Origin of the sequence: Sphingomonas sp., from assembly GCF_050725575.1 — a bacterium.
Classification (GTDB): domain Bacteria; phylum Pseudomonadota; class Alphaproteobacteria; order Sphingomonadales; family Sphingomonadaceae; genus Sphingomonas.
In genome coordinates, this window is the sequence record NZ_JBOHHW010000051.1 from 14501 (window position 1) to 36344 (window position 21844).

General features: G+C 64.8%; 22 protein-coding genes and 1 tRNA gene. 9 read left to right on the forward strand and 14 right to left on the reverse strand.

From position 1 onward, the window contains the following. Nucleotides 1-473: 473 nt before the first annotated feature. The 4 genes from ACRECS_RS23050 to ACRECS_RS23065 form a co-directional block, all read right to left on the reverse strand. The gene (locus ACRECS_RS23050; protein WP_431585306.1) at nt 474-1148 is read right to left on the reverse strand and encodes a spermidine synthase; all 675 of its coding nucleotides are present in this window, start codon (nt 1146-1148) and stop codon (nt 474-476) included. A 229-nt stretch (nt 1149-1377) separates the two neighbouring features. Beyond that, nucleotides 1378-1938: a glycine zipper 2TM domain-containing protein gene (locus tag ACRECS_RS23055; RefSeq protein WP_431585307.1), complete on the reverse strand. Its 561-nt coding sequence runs from the start codon at nt 1936-1938 to the stop codon at nt 1378-1380. Nucleotides 1939-2078: 140 nt separating this feature from the next. Beyond that, nucleotides 2079-3020 (reverse strand): diaminopimelate epimerase, encoded by a 942-nt coding sequence (gene dapF / locus ACRECS_RS23060; protein WP_431585308.1) that lies wholly within the window; start codon nt 3018-3020, stop codon nt 2079-2081. Nucleotides 3021-3047: 27 nt separating this feature from the next. Then, nucleotides 3048-3710 carry a glutathione S-transferase family protein gene (locus tag ACRECS_RS23065; RefSeq protein WP_431585309.1) on the reverse strand — a complete coding sequence of 221 codons (663 nt, stop codon included), beginning with the start codon at nt 3708-3710 and terminating at the stop codon, nt 3048-3050. Between the two features lie 125 nt (nt 3711-3835). Between ACRECS_RS23065 and ACRECS_RS23070 the strand changes: the two genes are divergently transcribed. Continuing rightward, complete coding sequence (locus ACRECS_RS23070; protein ID WP_431585310.1) at nt 3836-6709, forward strand: DUF2339 domain-containing protein; 2874 nt, start codon at nt 3836-3838, stop codon at nt 6707-6709. A gap of 16 nt (nt 6710-6725) precedes the next feature. Here the strand turns inward: ACRECS_RS23070 and ACRECS_RS23075 are convergent, their stop codons facing one another. Further along, a complete protein-coding gene (locus tag ACRECS_RS23075) occupies nt 6726-7817 on the reverse strand; it encodes a DUF2855 family protein (protein WP_431585311.1) in 1092 nt (363 codons plus the stop codon). Between the two features lie 169 nt (nt 7818-7986). Between ACRECS_RS23075 and ACRECS_RS23080 the strand changes: the two genes are divergently transcribed. The 4 genes from ACRECS_RS23080 to ACRECS_RS23095 all read left to right on the forward strand — a co-directional run bounded on the left by ACRECS_RS23080 (nt 7987) and on the right by ACRECS_RS23095 (nt 12029). Further along, entirely contained in the window at nt 7987-8550 is a 564-nt protein-coding gene (locus tag ACRECS_RS23080) for a helix-turn-helix domain-containing protein (RefSeq protein ID WP_431585312.1), read from the forward strand. A 19-nt stretch (nt 8551-8569) separates the two neighbouring features. Further along, on the forward strand, nt 8570-8947 hold the full coding sequence (locus ACRECS_RS23085) for a hypothetical protein (RefSeq protein ID WP_431585313.1): 378 nt from the start codon (nt 8570-8572) through the stop codon (nt 8945-8947). A 61-nt stretch (nt 8948-9008) separates the two neighbouring features. Next, nucleotides 9009-10823: a type VI secretion system tip protein VgrG gene (vgrG, locus tag ACRECS_RS23090; RefSeq protein WP_431585314.1), complete on the forward strand. Its 1815-nt coding sequence runs from the start codon at nt 9009-9011 to the stop codon at nt 10821-10823. Between the two features lie 78 nt (nt 10824-10901). Then, nucleotides 10902-12029: an MBL fold metallo-hydrolase gene (locus ACRECS_RS23095; RefSeq protein WP_431585315.1), complete on the forward strand. Its 1128-nt coding sequence runs from the start codon at nt 10902-10904 to the stop codon at nt 12027-12029. Between the two features lie 22 nt (nt 12030-12051). Here ACRECS_RS23095 and ACRECS_RS23100 read toward each other — a convergent pair. From ACRECS_RS23100 to ACRECS_RS23140, 9 genes are all read right to left on the reverse strand, one after another. Further along, a tRNA-Val gene (locus ACRECS_RS23100) sits at nt 12052-12127 on the reverse strand. Nucleotides 12128-12225: 98 nt separating this feature from the next. Beyond that, nucleotides 12226-13170 (reverse strand): hypothetical protein, encoded by a 945-nt coding sequence (locus tag ACRECS_RS23105; RefSeq protein ID WP_431585316.1) that lies wholly within the window; start codon nt 13168-13170, stop codon nt 12226-12228. Nucleotides 13171-13315: 145 nt separating this feature from the next. Further along, nucleotides 13316-14731 carry an NAD(P)(+) transhydrogenase (Re/Si-specific) subunit beta gene (locus ACRECS_RS23110; RefSeq protein ID WP_431585317.1) on the reverse strand — a complete coding sequence of 472 codons (1416 nt, stop codon included), beginning with the start codon at nt 14729-14731 and terminating at the stop codon, nt 13316-13318. A gap of 52 nt (nt 14732-14783) precedes the next feature. Continuing rightward, complete coding sequence (locus ACRECS_RS23115) at nt 14784-15077, reverse strand: NAD(P) transhydrogenase subunit alpha (protein ID WP_187762020.1); 294 nt, start codon at nt 15075-15077, stop codon at nt 14784-14786. An 8-nt stretch (nt 15078-15085) separates the two neighbouring features. Further along, nucleotides 15086-15922, reverse strand: a complete 837-nt coding sequence (locus tag ACRECS_RS23120; protein WP_431585318.1) for a hypothetical protein — start codon at nt 15920-15922, stop codon at nt 15086-15088. Between the two features lie 12 nt (nt 15923-15934). Further along, nucleotides 15935-16294, reverse strand: coding sequence for a PH domain-containing protein (locus ACRECS_RS23125; protein ID WP_431585319.1), 360 nt, complete (start codon nt 16292-16294; stop codon nt 15935-15937). After that, the gene (locus tag ACRECS_RS23130) at nt 16294-16695 is read right to left on the reverse strand and encodes an endonuclease domain-containing protein (RefSeq protein ID WP_431585320.1); all 402 of its coding nucleotides are present in this window, start codon (nt 16693-16695) and stop codon (nt 16294-16296) included. The genes ACRECS_RS23125 and ACRECS_RS23130 overlap by 1 nt, the downstream gene beginning before the upstream one ends. A gap of 47 nt (nt 16696-16742) precedes the next feature. Next, nucleotides 16743-17864 carry an NAD(P) transhydrogenase subunit alpha gene (locus ACRECS_RS23135; RefSeq protein WP_431585321.1) on the reverse strand — a complete coding sequence of 374 codons (1122 nt, stop codon included), beginning with the start codon at nt 17862-17864 and terminating at the stop codon, nt 16743-16745. Nucleotides 17865-17870: 6 nt separating this feature from the next. After that, complete coding sequence (locus ACRECS_RS23140; protein ID WP_431585322.1) at nt 17871-17996, reverse strand: aa3-type cytochrome c oxidase subunit IV; 126 nt, start codon at nt 17994-17996, stop codon at nt 17871-17873. A gap of 156 nt (nt 17997-18152) precedes the next feature. On the opposite strand from ACRECS_RS23140, the gene ACRECS_RS23145 reads away from it, so the two are divergent. The 4 genes from ACRECS_RS23145 to ACRECS_RS23160 all read left to right on the forward strand — a co-directional run bounded on the left by ACRECS_RS23145 (nt 18153) and on the right by ACRECS_RS23160 (nt 21784). Further along, entirely contained in the window at nt 18153-19577 is a 1425-nt protein-coding gene (locus ACRECS_RS23145; RefSeq protein ID WP_431585323.1) for a sigma-54-dependent transcriptional regulator, read from the forward strand. Nucleotides 19578-19941: 364 nt separating this feature from the next. After that, nucleotides 19942-20643, forward strand: a complete 702-nt coding sequence (locus ACRECS_RS23150) for a DNA alkylation repair protein (protein WP_431585324.1) — start codon at nt 19942-19944, stop codon at nt 20641-20643. A 100-nt stretch (nt 20644-20743) separates the two neighbouring features. Next, entirely contained in the window at nt 20744-21208 is a 465-nt protein-coding gene (locus ACRECS_RS23155) for a hypothetical protein (protein WP_431585325.1), read from the forward strand. 141 nt (nt 21209-21349) lie between these two features. After that, on the forward strand, nt 21350-21784 hold the full coding sequence (locus tag ACRECS_RS23160; protein WP_431585326.1) for a DUF1772 domain-containing protein: 435 nt from the start codon (nt 21350-21352) through the stop codon (nt 21782-21784). Nucleotides 21785-21844: the final 60 nt, after the last annotated feature.

A 21844-nucleotide genomic window follows, 5' to 3' on the forward strand; every position in this document is an offset into this window, starting at 1 on the left:
TTTGCGTCATTTTCTGACAATTCCCACTGCTTTATGATCGATGGATGAGGCCAGTGCCGGCTTGACGTGCGCCACCGCCGCGCGATCCCATTAACCGGGGGGTTTCTCACTGATCGGCGCACGCCATCGTGAAGCGAGGGCTTTCGACACCTCTGGCGGCAGCAGCGGTGTTCGCAGGTCTTTTTAGAGAACATTTTTTCCGCTCGAGCCACCGCCCGCGGCGCAGTGCGTCAATAGCGGCGCCATCCGAAACCGGAATCTCCGCTGCAGTGAGCGGCGATTCGCATTCGATGGCCGATTCAGTGCGTGTCGTTATCGCGCAACAGACGCTCGCCGGAACACATGGAGTATCGCGGCTTCATCGAAATACCCCGCATCGCAACATGCTTGCGATCGAAAGGATTCCCGGCCAGAAAAATCGCAACCGGATCGGACTGACCTGCCTGAAGGAACGGCAACGGCGAATGCCGGGGTCAGGCCCCGGGGGTGCGCGTCGCGACCCAGATGATGTGCCGCGCGCCCTTGCCGCCGGTGCCTGACCGAACCACCGCCTCTTCGACCGAGAATCCGTCGCGCAAGCGCCGCGCGAACGTCGCGTCCGCGCCAGCCGACCATATGGCGAGAACGCCGCCCGGACGCAGCGCCGCGCGCGCCGCCGCAAGCCCACGCGCCGAATAAAGGCCGTTATTGCCGCCACGCGTCAATCCGTCCGGCCCGTTATCGACGTCGAGCAGGATCGCGTCGAACACCGCGTCCCGCGCCCGGATCAGCGGCCCGACATCGCCTTCGATCATATGAACCCGCGGATCTTCCAGGCTCCCGTCATGCACTGCCGCCATTGGCCCCAGCGCCCAGTCGATCACCGCCGGCACCAGTTCGGCGACGGTCACCTCCGCGGCTGGACCAAGCACCGCCAGCGCCGCACGCAAGGTGAACCCCATCCCCAATCCACCGATCAGCACCTTGGCATCGGCGCGTGCCACCCGCGCCAGCGCGAGCGTGGCGAGTGCTTCCTCCGAGCCGCGCACGCGGCTGCTCATCAATTCATTGCCGCCCAGCATGATTGACCAGTCGCCGCCGCGCCGGAACAGCTTGAGCTCCCCGCCGCCAGGCACATCGGCACTATCGATCAATTCGCGTGGAACCATGGATTCGGCTTTAACGACGGCCGCCCATTCACGCCACCCACACCAGGCTCACGTCGCAAGCCCACGTCGCAAGCAATGACCCGGCCCGACGCAATCGCGCCGGACTGGCGTCATTGGCATTCGATATTTTGCCTATTTGGTAATCACGACCTGGCTGGCCCGGATCCGGGCCGGCCTTATCATCCCGAAGCTTCGGGCGCCGCGCCGACGGTGCGGCGCCCTGATCTCCTCAGCGGCACTTCACCTGCTGATTGCCCTGGTCGACCGACTTGCCGGCGACACCGCCGACAAGCGCACCGAGGATCGTGCCGACGCCGCGCGAATGCCCGCCGTCGATCACATTGCCCAGCACGCCGCCGCCGATCGCACCAATGATCAGACCGGTCGTGCCATCGTTGCGCTTGCAATAATAACGCCCGTCCTGGCCGCGATAGACGCGCTCGTCCGAACTCAGCACGCGCTCCTGATAATTGCCGTCGCGATAATAGCGCGATGGCTCATAGCCGCTTTCGACCCGGTCATCGTCATAGCGGGGGCGAGGCGCAGGGTTATAGCCGCCCGGGCCGCCATAATCCGGGCCGTCATAGCCGCCCGGGCCGCGCCCGCCGCCACGGTTGCGTGCCTGCTGGTAGCGGTCATATTCCTGCTGGAACACGCGAAGCTCATCCTGCAGTCGCTGTTGCGCCTGCTGGAAGCGTTGCTCCTCCTGTCGTGTCTGCGCGCCGGCGGGCGCGGTAAACGCCATAAGGCTGGTGGCGCAAAGCGCGGCGACGATCGTGAAACGCGACATACATGTTCTCCGGCGTGGTTCGTTGACCCCAACCGCCATGGACGCCCTTTGTTGCGTCGCTGTCAAATCGTTACGCATCCGATATCGTGGGATCGCGCCGAAACGGCCGCGATTTCAGGCCGATGGCTTGAGATCGACGCTCAACCGATCCCGTCGATTACGGCCGCCCAGGCGGCGATTTCATCGTTGAAATGCCGATCGACCGCCAGATCGCCGGCGAGTCCCCGGTCGGCATCAACCTCGGCCGATCCTGCCCAGTCATAGGTCGCATTGCCGGACAGGCGAACCATGCCGTCACTTTCAGCCTGGGCCCGGACCAGCCCGCCGCGATTGAAAATGCTCAGTTCCACGCCGAACTCCACACGCCCGGTCAGGCACGCAGCGAAGATCGATGCCGCCATCGCACTGCCACAACTGTCGGTCAGCCCGACGCCACGCTCATATGTCCGCACGAAAAGATTCGCGCCGCGCAGCTCGACGAACGAGACATTGGCGCGGTTGGGCAGCCAGTCCGGCGCGGACTCGCACAGCTCGCCGATCGCGACCAGTTCCGCGTCGTCGATCGTCTCGACGAAACTCACCAGATGCGGGTTGGGCATCGCCACTGCGGTAAACAGCCGGGCCGAAGGCAATGCGGCAATCGCCTGCTGCACGATCTGGTGCCCGGTGCCGTGCAGCGGCCATTGCGTCACATCCAGATCGGCCGGTCCCGCCGTTTCGCGGATCGTGGTCACGCCCGGCGCGAGATCGGCGTCGCGCTCGGCATGCGCGCTCGATGTCTTCAACTGCACCTCGGCACGGTCGATCGACAATGCCTCGAATCCGGCACGCGCGACGCAGCGCAAGCCATTCAGACAGGTCTCAGCCTCGCTGCCGTCCGAATTGAACATGCGCATGCCGAAATCGTGCAGCCTGTCGCCGTCGGTCAGCAGCAGCAGCCCATCGCCACCGACCGGTCCGCGCCGATCGGCGAGCGCGCGCGCCACTCCTGCCCATACCGCATCGTCGAGATCGAGGCTGCGCGCATCGATCAGCGGGAAATCATTTCCCGACCCATGGCATTTGACGAAATCGAACCGCATGACGACCCTATAGCGAGCAGGTGGCTGTCACGCCATCGCCGCGACGATCGCCCGCTCCTTCGCAATGATCGGTGCGAAGCTCGGCCGCGCCAGGATGGCGGCGACATAGGCCACGGTCCTGGGCCACCGCACCGGATCGATCGCGACACTGAGATGATCGAGATTGACGAACGGCGAGCACACCGCGAGATCAGCCAGCGTGATGCGATCCTCGACCAGGAACCCTGACGCTGGCACCACCCCTTCAAGATAGTCGAGCAGAGGCGGCAATTCGTTCGCTTCCGCCGCCGCCGCAACGCTTTCGTCGCCGGCGATCCTGAGCACCTTGGGCGCGACGAAACGGTTGAAGAACAGCTTGCCACCCAGCGCGCAGACCATCGTATCGGCGAATTCCTCATACCAGACAGTGCGGGCCCGCGCGATCGGGTCGGGCGGGATCAGGTTCGGCTCGGGAAACTTCGCCTCGATATAGGTGATGATCGCGGTCGAATCCGAAATGCAGAAGTCGCGCCCCTGGTCGGCACCAGGATCGCGAAAGCCCGGCATCTTGCGGAACGGGCTTGCCTCTTCGAATTCGGGACCGCCACGTCCCATGCCGGCATTTTTCAATTCCGGCGTGATGCCCTTTTCGGCGGCGAACGCCATTACCTTGCGCACGAACGGCGACATGGTCGAGCCATAAACGATCATCGAAACTCTCCTCAGATTATGGGTCTTGTTAATAGTTACGTTTCGAAACGCAACCTTTCTATTCGCCACGAGACAGGCCGCAACCTTTATGTCACGTTGCGCGGCATGACGTTCGGGGACGCCGCGTGACCGCATTATTGTTTATCGCGCTCGTCGCGGCGGGCATCGCAATCGCCCTGCTGTTTGACCGGGTCGCGAGGCTCGAACGCTGGGCCAGGGCGCTGCAGAAGCGCCTGACCGAGCTCGACTCCGATATCACTGCACCGCCGCCGAAACCCGACCCGCAAACCGACCCGCTACCGGCGACGGTGGTTCGCGCCCAGGCCCGGCCGGCACCGCCCCCGCCGACGATTCTCGCGCCGCCGGAACCAGTTGAACCCGTTGTACCACCGGCGGCCGCACCTGCTCCATCGCCTCCGGCACCACCGGAACGGCCGATGCGCGAGCCTGTTCGGCTCGGCTTCGAAGCGATCGTCGGCGGCAAATTGCCGATCTGGATCGGCGGCGCCGCGCTGGTTCTGTCCGCCTTCTTCCTGGTGCGCTTCTCGATCGAGAACGGACTGCTCGGCCCGGTCGCGCGCACGATCATCGCGACGCTGTTCGGGGTCGGCCTGATCGCGGCAAGCGAAGTCGCGCGCCGGATCCCCGCGACGCGGGACGACCCACGCATCGGCCAGGCGCTGGCCGGTGCAGGGGTCGCGATCCTCTATGGCACGCTCTACATCGCCGCCGCACTGTACAACCTGATCGGCGACCTCACCGCCTTCATCCTGATGATCGGCGTGACCGTCGCCGCACTTGGCCTGGCGCTGCGCCATGGTCCGCCGACTGCGATCATGGCGCTGATCGGCGGCTTTACCGCACCGCTGATCGCCGGGTTCGAGTCCGCCGGGATCGGCCCGTTGCTTGCCTATCTCGGGCTGCTCGTCGCGGCCCTGTTCGGCCTCGCCATCCGGCGCGGCTGGGTATGGCTGGCGCTCGCCGCCTGCGGTGGCGGGTTCGCTTGGGTCAATCTGTTGATCGCGACGCTCGGGGCAAAGGACCTGGCCGGGGTCGGCGCCTTTGTCCTGTTGCTGGCGATCGGCGCCACGCTGGCGCTGCCGCGCACCGGCGCCGCGCGGCCCTGGCTTCGCCTGCTGCCGCTGGTGGCGGGGCTGGTACAGTTGCTGGTCCTCGCGCCCGCACTCGATTTCGGGCCGCTGGCCTGGGGCCTGTATCTGCTGCTCAGCGCCGCTGCGCTATGGCTCGGCTGGCGTGACGAAGCGCTCGCGCCGGGTGCGGCCGCCGCGCTCGGGCTGGTGCTGTTATTGCTTGCTGTCGGCCTCGACCGGCACAGCGCCACGGCGCCGATCGCCGCGATCGCCATCACCGCGCTGTTCGCCATCCCCGGCCATCTGCGCGCCCGCAGCAACTGGCTGTGGGCCGGTATCGCGCTTGGCGGCACGGCGGGACCGGTGTTGCTTGCCTGTGCCATCGGACATCCGCTGCTTGTGCCCATGGGCTGGGCGGCGTTGCTGGCGCTGGCAGCGGGCGCATGCGCCTCATTGAGCTGGCGCGACCGGTCGAACGCGCGCGCGGAGCGCAGCTTCCTGCCGGCGCTGACGGGAGGCGCCGCACTCGCCGCGATCCTGTCGATGGTCGCACTGGTCGAACTGCTCCCCATTCCGTGGCGCTGGCCGGCATGGCTGGCGGTCGGCCTCGCGCTGGCCGCCTGGGCGCAGCGCAGCAAGGATGGCGGCATTGCCCTGCTCGCCCCGATCGCGGTGGCGGCAACCGGCCTGGCTGTTCTTGCCGGATTCGGCGATCTTGGCGACTATTTCGGCAGCGTGATCGATACCGATCCGCTGCCGCCGATCGCCGACCTGATCGCGATCGGCCTGTTGCCGCCGCTGCTGCTCTTCGGCATCGCACGCCTGTTGCCGCGTGACAAAACCGCGGTCGGGATCGAATGGATCGCCTTCCTGCTGGCACTCGCTTTCGTGCCGGCGGTCCTGCCGGCGCCCTGGCATGCCGCCGGGCTCGGCCTTGCCGCCCTGGCAACGATCGCGGCACGCCTGCCGCGCAACAAGGCATTGGCCGCCCTGGCGGCGGTGGTCGCCGCCATGCTGCCGGTCCTGGCCAAGCTGCTCGAACTGATCGGCCTGTCGCTCGGCGGCGAAGCCCTGCCTTATACCCTGTTGCCGACGATCATGACGTTGCTGCGTGAAATGACCATGCCCGCCGCGCTTATCGCCGGCGGCCTGTTCCTGCGGCGCGACGCGCTCGACATCGCGCGGCAAGGAGTGATCGCCGCGCTCGCGGTCGCTGCGGTCGCCACGCTTTACGCGCTCGCCAAGCAGCCGCTGGCGATTGCCACTCTGCCCCGCTTCGAAGCGGTCGGGTTCCTCGAACGCGCGATCCTCACGCAGGCGATCCTCGCCACGGCCTGGGCATTGCGCATGCGTCAACCCAGACTGTCCGAGGCGTTGCTGTGGTTTGGCCTGGCCCGCTTCGCCTGGTTCGACCTGGCGCTGTTCAACCCGCTGTTCGTCACCCAGACGGTCGGCAGCCTGCCGCTGCTCAACCTGGCCACCATCCATGTCGGCCTGATCGCGGCCTGGCTGTGGCTGATGAAGGACGATCGTCGCTGGCGTATCGCGACGCTCGGCCTGATCGCACTCGCCGTCGCTCTGACGGTGCGTCAGGCGACGCATGGCGCCGTCCTGACCGGCGATATCGGGCGGACCGAGAACTGGCTCTATTCCGCCGCCCTGCTCGGCCTGTCGCTGGTCTGGCTCGCGCGCGGCATTCAGAGCGGCGCCGGCGACCTGCGCGTTGCCGGGCTCGCTCTGCTCACGCTGGTGACGCTGAAGGTCTTCCTGATCGACGCGTCCGCGCTCGCCGGCATCCTGCGCATCCTGTCCTTCCTCGGGCTCGGGATCGCGCTGATCGGAATCGGCTGGGCTTATGGCCGGGTCATCGGCAAGGCGAAGGCGGCGTCCGACCCAGCGGAGGCGTGACGCGCCCGGTACGGCATCACCAGCGCATGATATAACCGATATCGGGCTTGGCGCGCCCGGCGACCTGATCGCGCCACACGCGCTGGATCGCCTCGGCGCCGCTTTGCCGGTCCACCGTCACCCAGCCATCGGCGTCAGTGAGGAAGGCGTGCCAGCGTTCCGCCACCGCGCTCTGGAACCCGTCCTGCCCGATCGCCCCGATCAGCGTCGCGGCGGCATCGGGCGCGAAGAACCAGACCGGTTTCGGACCGGTCGCCACACCGCTGTCGCCGCCGCCCGCCACACCTTCGTCGTGATGCGTCACGCCGACCTTCAGGATATGGACGAGCCGTTCGGCCAGCCGCGCCTGAACATCGGCGATCACGCCGGCATTGCCGGCGAAGTCGACCAGCACCGCAGTGCCTGCGACATCCAGGGCATCGAGCGCGTCATAGGCGATGACCTGATCATACAGCCCGGTCTGCTCGACGAACGCGACATTGGACCCGCTGGTCAGGCCGATCCGCCTGATCCCCGGACTGCTCGCCCGCGCGACATGCGCCAGGCCCATTGCCGTCTTGCTCGACGCGCTGGTCAGGATCACGCTGCCGGCACCGTGCCAGTCCTGCCGGCGCAGCTGATCGTCGAGCAGGAAGCTGGTCAGGAACAGCGGCTCGAACAACATCCGCGCCTCCTCTCGCGCCGGATCATGCGCCGGGTCCGCCGCGAGCCGGCGATAGAGGTTATAGACCGCCGCCATTGGCTGGCGGTGCGCCGTCATGTCGCGGAACTGGCCAGCCGACACCTTGCCCGGTGCGACGATCAGATGCGTCGCCGTCGGCAGATAACCATAGACCCGTTCGCCCGCCGCGATATCGGGATGACGCGACGCCGAGACCCGCGCATGGCCCCAGACCGGCACGATTCCCCACCCCTCGGGCGCCGGGAAGAAATACCAGTATTTCACTAGCTCGCCGACCACCGCATAGGTCACATTGTTGGCGGTCAGTGCGAATGCCTCGATTTCGAGCAGCACCTCGCCGTCCTTCGGCTCGGGCGCGATCGTCTCGTTGATCGCGGTCTGCTCCAGCGCATCCTTACGCACCATCATCTCGCGCTTGACCGGCATCGCTCTCTCCCCTGGGGTGGATCGCCTCGATAGCCATTTTCACGGCAAAAGTCAGCGGGAACCCGCATCAGTTACGAGCCCGGCATGACGGCTGGCAGGGGTGCAGCACTTGCCAAATCGTCATGGCAGGCCGACAGGAGAATGGCCTATCTGGTTAGGACCCTTAGTCATGATCACCGCGATCCGCGAAGTCCGCCGCGCCAAGGGGCTGACGCTCGACGATGTCGCGCGGCGCTGCGACCCGCCGACCACCGCGCAGACGATCGGCCGGCTCGAAACGGGCACGCGCACCGTCTCGGTGGGCTGGCTCAACCGCATCGCCGACGCGCTTGGCGTCACCGCCGCCGATCTTGTCAGGCTGCCGACGCGCAGCGACATCCCCGTGGCGGCAATCCTCGATTCCGGCGGAGTCCATGCGCCGAAGCACGAAATCACGCTCACCCCGCCCACCCCCAGCCCCGGCCTGGTCGCGGTGACGGTCGCCGCCGGTGTCGGCGATTATCGCAGCGGCGACGAGCTATGGTGCGAGACGCTCGCCCCGGACAGCTTCGCCCAGGCGATGAACCGCGACGTGCTGGTCCCCCGCCCAGCCGGCCGCTTCCTGTTCGGCCGCCTGATCGGACGCGAGGACGGCAAGCTCCACCTCCTGCCCCCCGGGCCGGGCGGGCGTCAGCAGGTGGTTGCCGACCCGCCCTGGATTGCCCGCGCGGTCCGGCTGGTGCGGTCGCTCTAGGACCTGGTCGCAACCGAAATTGCTGGCTGTTCCTGGCTGTTATTTCGCAATATTCTTTTTGCTGGCTGTTAAGTTGGATTTCCGACCCGGATTTTTCAGCGCATTTTCAAATGTTTCAGCCAAAGCTGGCTGTTATCGAATAACAGCCAGCTATCAGCCAATGAACAGCCAGCATAACAGCCAACATATCAGCCAGGATCAGCCAGCTGATGGCATCGACTTTTTCTCACCATGTGAAAGAGCGGAGCCGGACGCCGGAGAGCATCTGACCGCCCTCACTTTGTCAGGGTCGGCACCGGTGTTGAATCAGATCGGGAATCACGCCGGAAAAACAGGCGCCGGCGATCATTGCGGTTGCGACACGATCGCGCCTGACAAGGCAATCCGGATCGCTTAGGCTCACCCCGCGACAGGTGGCGACCGGTGATCGGGACGATGCCATTCAGGGGAGATCGATCATGAGCGCACCCTCACCATTGCAGGCGGGATCACTGGTTTCCTTCACCATCACGACCAATGGCAAGCCGATCGACAGCGCGTGGCAAGTCATCTCGATCAACATCTGGGCCGGGGTCAACACATTGCCCCGGGCCCGTATCACCATCGCCGACGGCAACGCAGCGGAGACGGCCTTCGCGATCAGCGAAGCCAGCACGCTGATCCCCGGCACAAAGCTGGCCATTACGCTCGGCTATGATGGGACCGACACCGAAGTCTTTTCCGGCATCATCGACCGGGAGAGCCTGGAGCAGGGCCCGGACGGCGCTTCGCTGCTGACCATCGAAGCGACCGACCCGGCACTGGCGATGACGCTCGCACGGCGCAACGCCGTGTTCGAACGCATGACCGACAGCGCCGTGATCGAGCGGCTGATCACCGCCGCCGGGTTGACCGCGTCGGTGACACCAACCGCGGCCGTGGAAGAGGCGGTCGTCCAATATCATGCGTCGGACTGGGACCTGATGCTGGCACGCGCCGCGGTGAACGGCATGGTCGTGACGGTGTCCGGCGGGCAGGTGATGGTTGCGCCGCCCGACACCGCCCAGTCGCCGGTCCTCACCATTACTAATGGCGAGTCGATCCTCGATTTCCGCACCGTGATGGACGCAGCGACGCAATATGCTCCCTCGGCGGTGCAGAGCGTCGCCTGGGACCCCGCGACTCAGGAACTCGCCATGGCGGGTGCGGCCAGTTCGACGGTGACCACGCCCGGCAATCTCTCGTCCGATACCCTTGCCACGGTTTTCGGCGTCGATCAGCTCCTCCAACAGACCAGTGCGACGATCGGCAAGGACGATCTCACCAGCTGGTCCTCGGCGCGGCTGACTCAGGCAAGGCTGGCCAAGATCCGGGGGCATGTCCGCTTCCAGGGTAGCGCGCTGGCCCGGCCGGGCTGCATGATCACGCTTGCCGGATTGGGCGCCCGGTTCAACGGCAATGCCTATGTCTCGGGCGTTCACCAGCAGGTTGTCGCGGGCGCCTGGACGACGGAGGTCGAGATCGGCCTTGCGCCGGAATGGGTCGGGCGGGATGCGGCTGGAACCGGCGCGACGCCCGCAAGTGCAGCGGGCCAAATTCCGGCCGCCGCCAACCTTCAGACCGGCCCTGTGACTAAAATCGACAGCGACCCCGATGGCGAATTCCGCGTCCTGGTCGCACTGCCGCTGCTCCAGGCGAATGCCGGCGTCTGGGCGCGGCTCGGCGGCTTCTATGCCTCGCGCGGCGCGGGCGCATTATTCTATCCCGAAGTCGGCGACGAAGTGGTGGTTGCCTTCATGAACGGCGATCCGCGCTGCCCGGTGATCCTGGGCAGCCTCTATAGCAAGAGGAACCCACCCCCGATCCCGCCCTCTGCCGCGAACGACCGGAAAACCATCGTCACGCACGGCAAGCTGCGCATCGATTTCTGGGATGTCGATGGTGCGATCGAACTCTCAACGCCGGCCGGACAGACAATCCGGCTCGACGACAAGGCCGACTCGGTGACGGTCGTGGACAAGAGCAAGAACCGCGTCACCATGACGAAGAGCGGCGTCACGATCGACAGCGCCACGACAATCACGCTCAACGCCGCAACCGACATCACCATCACCGCACAGGGGAGATTGTCGCTGAAAGGCGAACAAAGCGTGACGATCGATGGGCCGACGATCCAGGCCAGGGCCGATGCGAGCTTCAGCGCGCACGGTACCGCAGCGGCGACGCTGTCCTCAAGCGGTATCGTCACCGTGCAGGGCCAGCTGGTGAAGATCGACCAATCCGGCGCGTCGTGACGGTCGCCCTATGATCCTCGCATCGGCGCGCCCCTAAAAATCCGCGCGGTATGTCACTCAAGGTCGAAAGTCGCCGCCGTGGAACGGGGCGATATTCTTCAGGCAACCGCGCGCGAAACCGGCTGGAAGGGCGTCATCGCCATCTATATCGTGCGCAATCTCGAGAAGCGCGGGCATATGACCAGCATGCCGCACGATCGGCGGCAATGCTGCCGGCGACACGCCATGACCATGAAAGGCAGTGAAATGAAGGCAGGGTTGCTCGCCATGTCCGCCGGCCTTGCCGTCCTGCTCGCGGGACTCTCGCATGCGCGTCCCGTGCCGCGGGACACGATCCCGTTCAGCGTCGCGCGAGCATCCGGGCCGGGTTCGGAAAGCGCATCCGGGCTTTTCCCGCACCCCTGGATTTCGGGCACGGCGGCAAGCGATCCGACAGTGCAGGTACAGAAACTGGGCGCCGGCACGTTTGTGATCCGTCAATCGCTCGCCACGAACTTCGAAGCGCCTTTTCTCTATCTGCTGCTGGGAAATCGGCAGGCGCTGCTGCTCGACACCGGTGCCGGCGGGTTGACGATCAGGCCAGCGATCGACCGCCTGATCGAACAATGGTGCGCCGAACGCGGGCTGAAGCGCCTTCACCTGATCGTCGCGCACAGCCATGGGCACCGGGACCATATTGCCGGGGACGCGGAGTTCCGGGATCGGCCCGACACGGTGATCGTGGGACACGCCCCTGAAGCGGTCGCGACGTTCTTCGGCATCCGTCGCTGGCCCGACTCCATCGCGCAACTCGATCTGGGCGGCCGCGTCGTATCGATCATTCCGACACCCGGGCATCAGAATGCCCATATCGCCATTTACGACCCGCAAACCCGGAGTCTCCTGACCGGGGACATGCTGTATCCGGGCCGCGTCTTTGTGCCGGCCAATCGCACGGAGGAGATGCGCCGCAGCGTCGACCGGGCGCTTCGCTTCGCCGAACGGCACCGCGTCCGTCACATCGTGGGCGCGCATGTCGAGATGGACCGCAAGGGAATTCCCTACCCAGACCGCGCGACCGTCCATCCGGACGAGCCGCCGCTCGAACTGCCGTTGAGCGCGCTTGCCGAGATGCGGCAGGGACTGAAGCAGGATCTGGGCGAGCCATTCACGCTCAACCCGCGGACCGGCTTCATCATCTTTCCGGTCCTGGCGCGCCCGGATTAGCGGCGTGCGCCTGAAGGGGAGATGGTGGGCGATGACGGGCTCGAACCGCCGACATTCTCGGTGTAAACGAGACGCTCTACCAACTGAGCTAATCGCCCCCGTAGCGGGAAGCCGCGTCTTAGCGCCATTTTCCGGCCGGGCAAGGCCTAGCTTCGTGGACGGAAACGGACCGGAGCGGCAACAGCAGGCAATGGCCTCATGCGATCGGCAAGCCGGCGCGCTTTACCGCCGACAGATAGCCCATCATGCCGGCGCGCGCCGTCGCCGACAGAGCCATGAAGGCGCGGCGGCGGTCGAACGGATCGGCATGGCGTTCGAACAGGCCGGCCTCGCTCATCTTGGCGATCCAGCGCAGCGCGGTGGTCGGCGCGACCGCCGCGGCGATGCACAGGCTCGATACCGAAACCTGCGACCGTTCCAGCTCCGCCGCGAACAGATCAAGCAGCATGTCCCAGGCCGGATCCTCAAGCAGCCCGGCATCGAAATATTGCCCGCGCAGCCGGCGAGCGCGAATGGCGGCGCGAATATCCTGCGCATCGATGTCCGCCGTGTCGGCCGGCGGAGGTGACGCATAGGCGAAGCGCCGGTCAGCGACGCCGGGCTTCTCGCGCTGCGCCACATCGCCATTGTCGCTGCGGGTGAGCCGGGCAAGCGTCTCGGCAATCCGCGCGACTTCCTCGTTCAATCGCCGCAGCCGCGCTTCCTCGCCATCGCGACCCGATTCCCGCGCGGAAACAGTGCGCGTACGCGCCGCAAGGGTCAGCGCAACGACACGCTCGGCAACCGATGGAAGACAGAGCAATTGCACATGCGGCCCGAACACCGTCGCCGCGACCAGGTCGATCTGCTCCTCGGCCAGGGTGATGACGATGCGCGCCTGGCGTTCCCGCGCGATATCATCGAGCAGCAGCAACGCGCCAGCGAGCAGTTCAGGCGATACCGACTCCGCCTCGGCCACGATCACGTCGATTGCCTGATAGTCGGCGATCCGCTCCGCCACCTGATTCCAGGGGAGCGTGACCTCGATCCGTCCCCCGGCCAGCACAGCCGCTTCGGACACCAGCTGCACGGCGGCGCTATCGTCTGCCACGATCAGCATCTGAGGTGTCACCGCGAAGGATGGCGCCGCCGTTTCGATCATGCCCTGCTCCGATACCTACCTAACCCATTCGCAAACTACGTAATTTACAGGCCGCGCGGAACCCGACCTTATCCATAATGGACCAAATGGCCGCTTAAGTCACGGGGAGGTATATCAGATGAATTGAATTAGACAAATTATCTCATCAGTCGAGCGACTTGACGATCTCCTCGACCATTTTTTTGGCGTCGGCAAGCAGCATCATCGTATTGTCCATGTAAAAGACATCATTGTCTACACCGGCATAACCGACTCCGCCCATCGAGCGCTTGATGAATAGGACCGTTTTGGCCTTTTCTACATCCAGCACAGGCATGCCGTAGATTGGCGAGCTCTTGTCGGTCTTCGCCGCCGGATTAGTCACATCATTGGCACCAATCACAAAGGCGACATCGGTTTGCGCGAACTCGCTGTTGATGTCCTCCAGCTCGAATACTTCATCATAGGGCACATTGGCTTCGGCAAGCAGCACGTTCATGTGCCCCGGCATCCGTCCGGCGACCGGATGGATCGCGTATTTCACCCGCACGCCATGTTCCTTGAGCTTGTCGCCCATTTCGCGCAGCGCATGCTGCGCCTGCGCCACCGCCATGCCGTAGCCGGGCACGATGATGACCTGTTCGGCCTGCTGCATCAGGAACGCCGCGTCCTCGGCCGAGCCGCGCTTCCACGGACGATCGCTCGCCGCCGCCGCTGCGCCGCCGCTGGTGTCAGCGCCAAAGCCGCCGGCGATGACGCTGATGAAGCTGCGGTTCATCGCCTTGCACATGATGTAGGACAGGATCGCGCCGGACGACCCGACCAAAGCGCCAGTGATGATCATCGCCGTGTTGTGCAGCGTGAAGCCCATCGCCGCAGCAGCCCAGCCCGAATAGGAGTTGAGCATCGACACCACGACCGGCATGTCCGCGCCGCCGATCGGGATGATCAGCAGGAAGCCGATCGCAAAGCTCAGGCCGGTGATGGTCCAGAACACCCATGGATCCTGATCCTGCGTGAAATAGCCGACCAGGCCGATGATCGCGGCGAGCACCGCGAGATTGATCACGTGCCGCGCGGGCAGCATGATCGGCTTGCCGCCCATATTGCCGTTGAGTTTCAGAAAGGCGATGACCGAGCCGGAAAAGGTGATCGCGCCGATCGCGACACCAAGCCCCATCTCGATCTTGCTGACGGTCAGGATCTGCCCGTCCGGCCCGAGAATGCCGAACGCTTCGGGATTGAGGAAGGCGGCCGCCGCGACCAGCACCGCCGCCATGCCGACCAGCGAGTGGAACGCCGCGACCAGCTGGGGCATGTCGGTCATGGCGATCTTTCGCGCGGTGACCAGACCGATCGCGCCGCCGATCGCGATCGCAATGACGATCTCGATGATGCCGACATTCATGTGGAGATAGAGCGTGGTCGCGACGGCGAGCGCCATGCCCGCCATGCCGAGCCGGTTGCCGCGCCGCGACGAGGTCGGGCTCGACAGGCCGCGCAAGGCGAGGATGAAGCACACCCCGGCAATGAGATAAGCGAGTGCGGCCCAGGCGGGCGTGGCGATGGCGGCTTCGTGCATGATCTTGTCCCCTAGTCGTTACCCGGCGCATCGCGCGGGCAACCCACCCCTGTTACTTGGCCGCCGGGCGGTCCTTCTTCTTGTACATGGCGAGCATGCGTTCAGTGACCGCGAAGCCGCCGAAGATGTTGACGCTGGCCAGCGCGACCGCGACCAGCCCGAGCCATTTCGAGGTCGCCGACCCCGCCGCCGCCGAAGCGATCAGCGCGCCGACGATGATCACCGACGAGATCGCGTTGGTCACCGCCATCAGCGGCGTGTGCAGTGCCGGTGTAACCGACCAGACGACATAATAGCCGACGAAACAGGCCATTACGAAGATCGACAGGATTGCGATGAAGTCCATGATCCGCCTCACATGAAATAGGTGTATGCCGTGACGACCACACCAAAGGGTTGTATCGGAAAGCCGTTGTCGACCCGCGCGCGGACATTTTTCCCATCGCCGCCCAGAATCGTGATCGAAGACCCCATCACGGTCAGCGTTTTGGGGAGATCGGAATCGCGTTTGGTAAAGATATTGTCGGTCAAACCGTCCCAGGCTCCATCCGTGCCGAACACCACATTGAACCGGCGCAGTGTCCCGATCTTTGCCTGCCCGTCATATCGCAGGCCGACAAAATATCGCTCCGAAAAGGCTGATGGATCGATAATCTCATAGGGAAGCGGCGTTATCGGCATGGGCTTTTTTGGCAACTGCCCAATAGCGCCCGGCAACGCGGGAAGACCGGCGCCGGTAAAGGCCTGGTCGAAAGAACCATCCCGATCAGTATCCAGCAAGCAGGTCAAGACGACCCATTTGGAGCCGGATGACCGAAGAAACCCCTTAAGGCCGCTTGCCCGTTGGAAATGTGTCGAACAATAGAGTTTGCCCTGCTGCACAACTGCCTGAATCAGCTCGGCTCCGGCAGGAAGTGCCGCTACCTCTCCCTCTTGCCGGCCGGGAAAGGCCTGCGACAGCTTCACCAAGCCTGTCGGGAACAGGCGCTGTTTCAACACCAGCTCTTTCTCGGGGATACTGACCGTCTCTGGCCCAGGCTTGGGGCCCTCGATCATCCATATTGTCCTGAAACTCCGGCTCGAATCTTTCGCATGTGCCGGCTGCGCGGGTAAGAAGAGGGCGAAGACGATGATCATATTGGTCGCTGCAACAGCCAATATGCGCCGAATTGACTGGGTTGCACTGGCCATCACGAACACCCCCTAACGATCCATCTTCTGCGCAAGAAAGCTTTGCAGACCACGCATATCGGTGTTGCGCCCGACCTTGAATTCGATCGGTTCATGGCCGGACAGGAAGATTTTGATCTCGGCATCGAGATCGAACGTGCCCGCCGTCTCCACCGCAAAGGCGGTGACCGAGCGGTACGGCACGGTCAGGAATTCGCGCTTGCTGCCGGTGATGCCCTGCACATTGATGTACAGCACGCGCCAGTTGGTGAAGGCGATATAATCGCGGATCGTCTTGTAGACGAAATAGATCGTCTCGCCGTCGGTCAGCGCCTCGCCATGCTTGTCGATCAGCTCGCGCGGGTCGGCCGCGGTGGCGTTGAGGATGCCCATTATTTCTCCTCCCCGATTCGGGGAGGGGGACCAGCCGAAGGCTGGTGGAGGGGGCGTGCCGCATACGCAGCGATAGCTTCGGCAGCAGCGTCCGGGTCTTTGAGGATACGGGCAGCGGCGACGTGGAGAATACTCAACCCATTCTCTTGCAGAAAGGCGTCGCGACGTTCGTCGCGTTGCGGACGGTCATCGCGGTTGTGCGCCTCGCCATCGATCTCAATAGCGAGCGCCGATTCGCGGCAGTAGAAATCAATGACATACGGCCCGACCGGATGCTGGCGGCGGAATTTGAGGCCAGACTTCTGGCCGCGCAGGCGCTGCCATAACAGCACTTCCGGCAGGCTCATTTCTTTGCGCAGCTTGCGGGCAATGGATACCTCCGGGCGTAGCGCTCGCGGCACGCCCCCTCCACCAGCTTCGCTGGTCCCCCTCCCCGTGCCGGGGAGGATCATCCGAGCAGCCTTGCGCTTACCACTTGGCCGCCCTTGGTCAGCCGGATCGCGTCGCCAATCTCTTCATCGAGCACCGGCTTGCCCGCTTCCTTGTCCCAGAAGGCGCTGAGGAAATTATACAAATTGCGGCTGAACAGCGCCGAGGCATCCGCGGCGAGGCGGCCGGCGACATTCTTGTGGCCGATGATCTTCACGCCGCCAATCTCGACAATCTCGCCCGCGACCGCGCCTTCGACATTGCCGCCGGCCTCGACCGCGAGATCGACGATCACGCTGCCCGGCTTCATGCTCGCGACCTGCGCCGCCGAGATGAGGCGCGGCGCCGGGCGTCCCGGAATCAGCGCGGTGGTGATGACGATGTCCTGCTTTGCGATATGGCCGGAGACCAGTTCAGCCTGCGCCGCCTGATACTCAGGCGACATCTCTCCGGCGTAACCGCCCGAGCCTTCGCCTTCGATCCCGGCGACATTCTCGACGAAGATCGGCTTGGCGCCGAGCGACTGAATCTGCTCCTTGGTCGCCGAGCGCACATCGGTCGCCGAGACCTGCGCACCCAGGCGGCGCGCGGTGGCGATCGCCTGCAGCCCGGCGACACCGACGCCCATCACGAAGACGCGCGCAGCCGAGATCGTACCGGCGGCGGTCATCATCATCGGAAAGGCGCGACCATATTCGGACGCCGCGTCGAGCACCGACTTGTAGCCGGCAAGGTTCGATTGCGAGGAGAGGATGTCCATCGACTGCGCGCGGGTGATGCGCGGCATGAATTCCATCGCCAGCGCCTCGATCCCGGCCGCGGCATAGGCATCGACCCGCGCACGTTCCCCGAACGGGTTAAGCCCGGCCGCAAGCCAGGCGCCAGGCGCAGCGCCGCCGAGCGACGCGGGATCGGGTCCCTGCACGCCGAGGATGATGTCGGCGCCCTTGAGCGTGTCCGCCCGGCTGCCGACCTTTGCCCCCATGTCGGCATATTGAGCGTCGGCGATCGACGCCGCCTCGCCCGCACCGCTCTCCACCGCCATATCGGCGCCGAGCGCGATGAATTTCTTGACCGTTTCCGGCGTCGCAGCGACACGGCGCTCGCCCGGGGCTTGTTCCTTAAGGACTGCGATCTTCACCCGCGTCTAGCCGGCGATCAGCCAGATGACCGCGAACGCGATCACGAAACAGGCAATCGCGCCCCATTTCAGCAAGCTGATGATGCTGTGATAGGTCGCCTCGTGCGCCTTCATATCACTGTTACCGGCCATGATCTCATTCCCTGATTGTCGGTCCCCCATTGCGCTTAGCCGCCCCTGCGCCGTCCCTCAAGCCCCGTCCCACGAGTCCCATTGAGGGGCAGTTTAAGCCCGTCTTTACCCGTCTGCATTAAGGTTACCGGCGAACGGGAAAACAGGAATGGCCGAATGACGCGCAACGGACAGCGCCTTCTGATGTTGATCGACGACGAACCGGCCCAGCGCCGACTCGTCGCAGCTCTTGCCGCGCGGCGCGGCTGGCGCGCGGTCTTCGCTCAGGATGGCGAGATGGCGATCGCCATGCTCGGCACGCAGGACGGCATGCAGCTCGATGCGATCCTGCTCGATCACTGGGCGCCCGAGGCGGATGCCAGCGCACTGATCGGCGAGATTCGCGAACGCCGCCCCGCACTCCCCCTGCTGATGCTCACCGCCAATGGCTCGGTCGCACAGGCGGTCGGCGCGATGCGTGCCGGCGCGACCGATTTCCTGGTCAAGCCGCTTGCCCCCGAACGCCTGCTCGCAGCGCTGGATGCGGCGGTCGCCGGCAAAGCGGCGGGCGAATTGCGTCCGCTCACCGAGAAAATCCCTGCTTTGCTCGCGTTCGACGAGATCGTCGGCTCGGCGCCCGATTTCCGCGCTGCGCTGGCGATCGCCGCCAAGGCGGCGCGGGCGCGTGTCGCGGTTCTGCTCGAAGGCGAAAGCGGCGTCGGCAAGGAAGTCGTCGCCGAGGCGGTCCATGCCGCGTCCCCGCGCGGCAAGAAGCCGATGATCACGGTCAATTGCGGCGCGATCCCCGCCAATCTGGTCGAAAGCGAGCTGTTCGGGCATGAAAAGGGCGCCTTTACCGGCGCGTTCGAACGCAAGATCGGCCGTTTCCAGGAGGCCGATGGCGGCACCCTGTTCCTCGACGAAGTCGGCGAAATGCCGCTCGAGGCGCAGGTCAAATTGCTCCGCGTGCTGCAATCGGGCGAGATCCAGTCGATCGGCGCGCGCCACACCCGCGAAGTCGATGTCCGGGTCATTGCCGCGACCAACAAAAGGCTGATCGAGGAAGTCGAGGCGGGGCGGTTCCGCGAGGATCTCTATTACCGGCTCAACGTCGTGCAGGTGACGATCCCTCCCTTGCGCGAGCGCACCGGCGATATCCCCGCGCTGGCCCGCCATCTGCTTGCGCGGATCGCGCAGCAGCCGGGGCTCCGGCCGCTTGGCATTACGGACGATGCGCTGGCGCTGCTCGGCCATTATGACTGGCCGGGCAATGTCCGCCAGCTGCAGAACGCCTTGTTCCGCGCCGCGGTGCTGTGCGACGGCGCGGCGCTGACCCGGGCCGATTTCCCGCAGATCGCGGCACTTGGCGCGCAACGCCATACCACGCCGGGGCCGTCGCCGATGGCGACCAGCGGCGGCGTCACCCTGTTCCATGCCGACGGCAATCTGCGCGCGCTGGAGGAGATCGAGGCCGATGTCATCCGCCTGGCCATCGGCCATTATCGCGGCCGCATGACCGAAGTCGCACGGCGACTGGGGATCGGGCGCTCGACCCTGTACCGCAAGCTCGGCGAGCTGGGGATCGACAACGCCGCGGCGTGACGCTCGATTCAACCCCGATATGGGGCGATTCCGGCGAAATCGAGCGATCGGATTTCCCGTCGCTGCGGGAGTTTCTGCGGGAAAATGCTTTTTTGAGCGTTCTGCGGGAATCTGCGGGAATTTCTGCGGGAATTTTGTTGGAGCGGCACGGGAATTTCGCGCGCATTTTGCGGGACTGTCGGGACGTGGCGGCACGATGGTCATGCTCTGCTCGATTCAACTGGCTGGCCGAACGGGTTTTCGCCCATGACGCGCACCGCGCGCGCCGGAGACCAGGTATGACGGCACCCGCGAACGATGTGAATCGAGGCAGCGATCATCGCTGGCGCTCGACTCGGTTGGCATCGTCCGGATAAGGTCGGGCATGACTCTGTCAGCGATGGACGACCGGATCGCCGCGATCATTGCCGATCTGCGGCGGCATGCCGACCCGGGCTATCGCGACGATCTCGCGCGGCGCTACGGGATCATCGCGCCGACCGCGATCGGCGTGCGCATGACCGATATCAAGGCGATCGCGAAGCGGCTCAAGCGCGACCACCCGCTGGCGCTCGCGCTGTGGGGAAGCGATATCTACGAGGCGCGGTTGCTCGTCTCGTTGATCGCCGATCCGGCGTTGACCACGCCGGAGATCATGGACGCATGGCGCGCGGATTTCGACAATTGGGCGCTCTGCGACACATTGTGCTTCAACCTGTTCGACCGCACGCCGCATGCGCTGGACAAGATCCGCGACTGGAGCCGGCTAAACGACGAGTTCGGCCGCCGCGCCGCCTTCGCGCTGCTTGCCAGTGTCGCGCTGCATGATCGCAAGGCGCCGGACGGCCCATTCCTCGACTGCCTGCCGCTGATCGAGGCGGCGGCGACGGACCCGCGCAACTTCGTCAAGAAAGGCGTGAGCTGGGCGCTCCGCGCGATCGGCGAGCGCAATGTTGTGCTGAGCCGCGCGGCGATTGCTCTGGCGGAACGGCTTGCCGCGTCGGACGACCAGACCGAACGGTGGGTTGGCAAGGATGCGCTGAAATCGCTGACCGGGCCGAAGCTCAAGGCGAAGTTTGGGCTTTAGCTTGTGAACCCAATGAGCTTGTGAACCCATGAGCCGGGACGGTCCGTTCCGGTAGAAGCGGTTCGTTGAGAAAATTCAATGGACGTGCGAACGTGGCTGGATGGGAGATACTCCAACGGTTGCTGCTGCGCGGCGTTTTTTACTGATGGTGTTGGAAGGCGCGCCGCCGGCCGACGCCGTGCTGGCTCGAGAATTGGACAAACTCGCGTTGGCGTATCACGATACCCCTGACGGCGAGCCAGCGGATGACGACGGCAAGCCCCCAAGGGAAGATTACCAGCAACGGTATGACCGTTTGAGGTCAAGATTCCCAGAATACGGCTATTATCCGGTTGCAGACCCATCCGGCACCCTGGATCAAGAATATGTGCTTGGTGACGCGATCGACGATCTAGCGGACATCGCAAGCGATCTCGATGAAACCGTCTGGCGGTTCGTACATCTCGGCCCTGACGATGCGCACTGGCATTTCAATTCCCTCTATCAAATCCACTGGGGTCAGCACCTTCGCGAGCTATCGTATTATCTCTATGCCAAAATAAGGCGCGATCTCTCGGATAGCTGACGAAGGTATCCGATCGCTTATTGCCCGACCGCATTTTGAGTCTACCGCCTCGGCGGCTGGTGCGCACCAATCCGGCCGCTCACGCCAAAGGGGAACCTTCGGTCGCCGCCAACCGCTTTCCCACCAACCGGGAGCACCGACATGCTGGGTATCGCCGCACTCGTCACCGCCGCGCTGTTTTCGGGCGCCGCGATCTACGTACTGACCGTCGAACATCCCGCACGCGCGCAACTCGACGCTCGTGCGCAACTGACGCAGTGGAAACCGTCTTACGCGCGCGGCACGGTGATGCAGGCCGGGCTTGCGGTGATCTCGGGTCTGCTCGGGATCGCTATGGGACTGACCCGTGACGGCACATTATGGATTGTCGGCGGCGCCGTGATGCTGTCGGCGATCGCCTACACCTTCCTCGTCATCTGGAAACTCAACGGGCAGCTCCAGGCGACGCCGCTCGATCAGGCATCACCCGAGACGATCGCGATGCTGCATCGCTGGGGCCAGCTCCATGCCGGGCGCACCGCGATCGGCATCGTGGCAATGCTGATTTATGCCGTCGCGTTATGCGGTGCCGCTTAGGACGCTTTCGAGCCAGATTGCTACCATCATCCGTTCGTTTCGAGCGAAGTCGAGAAACAT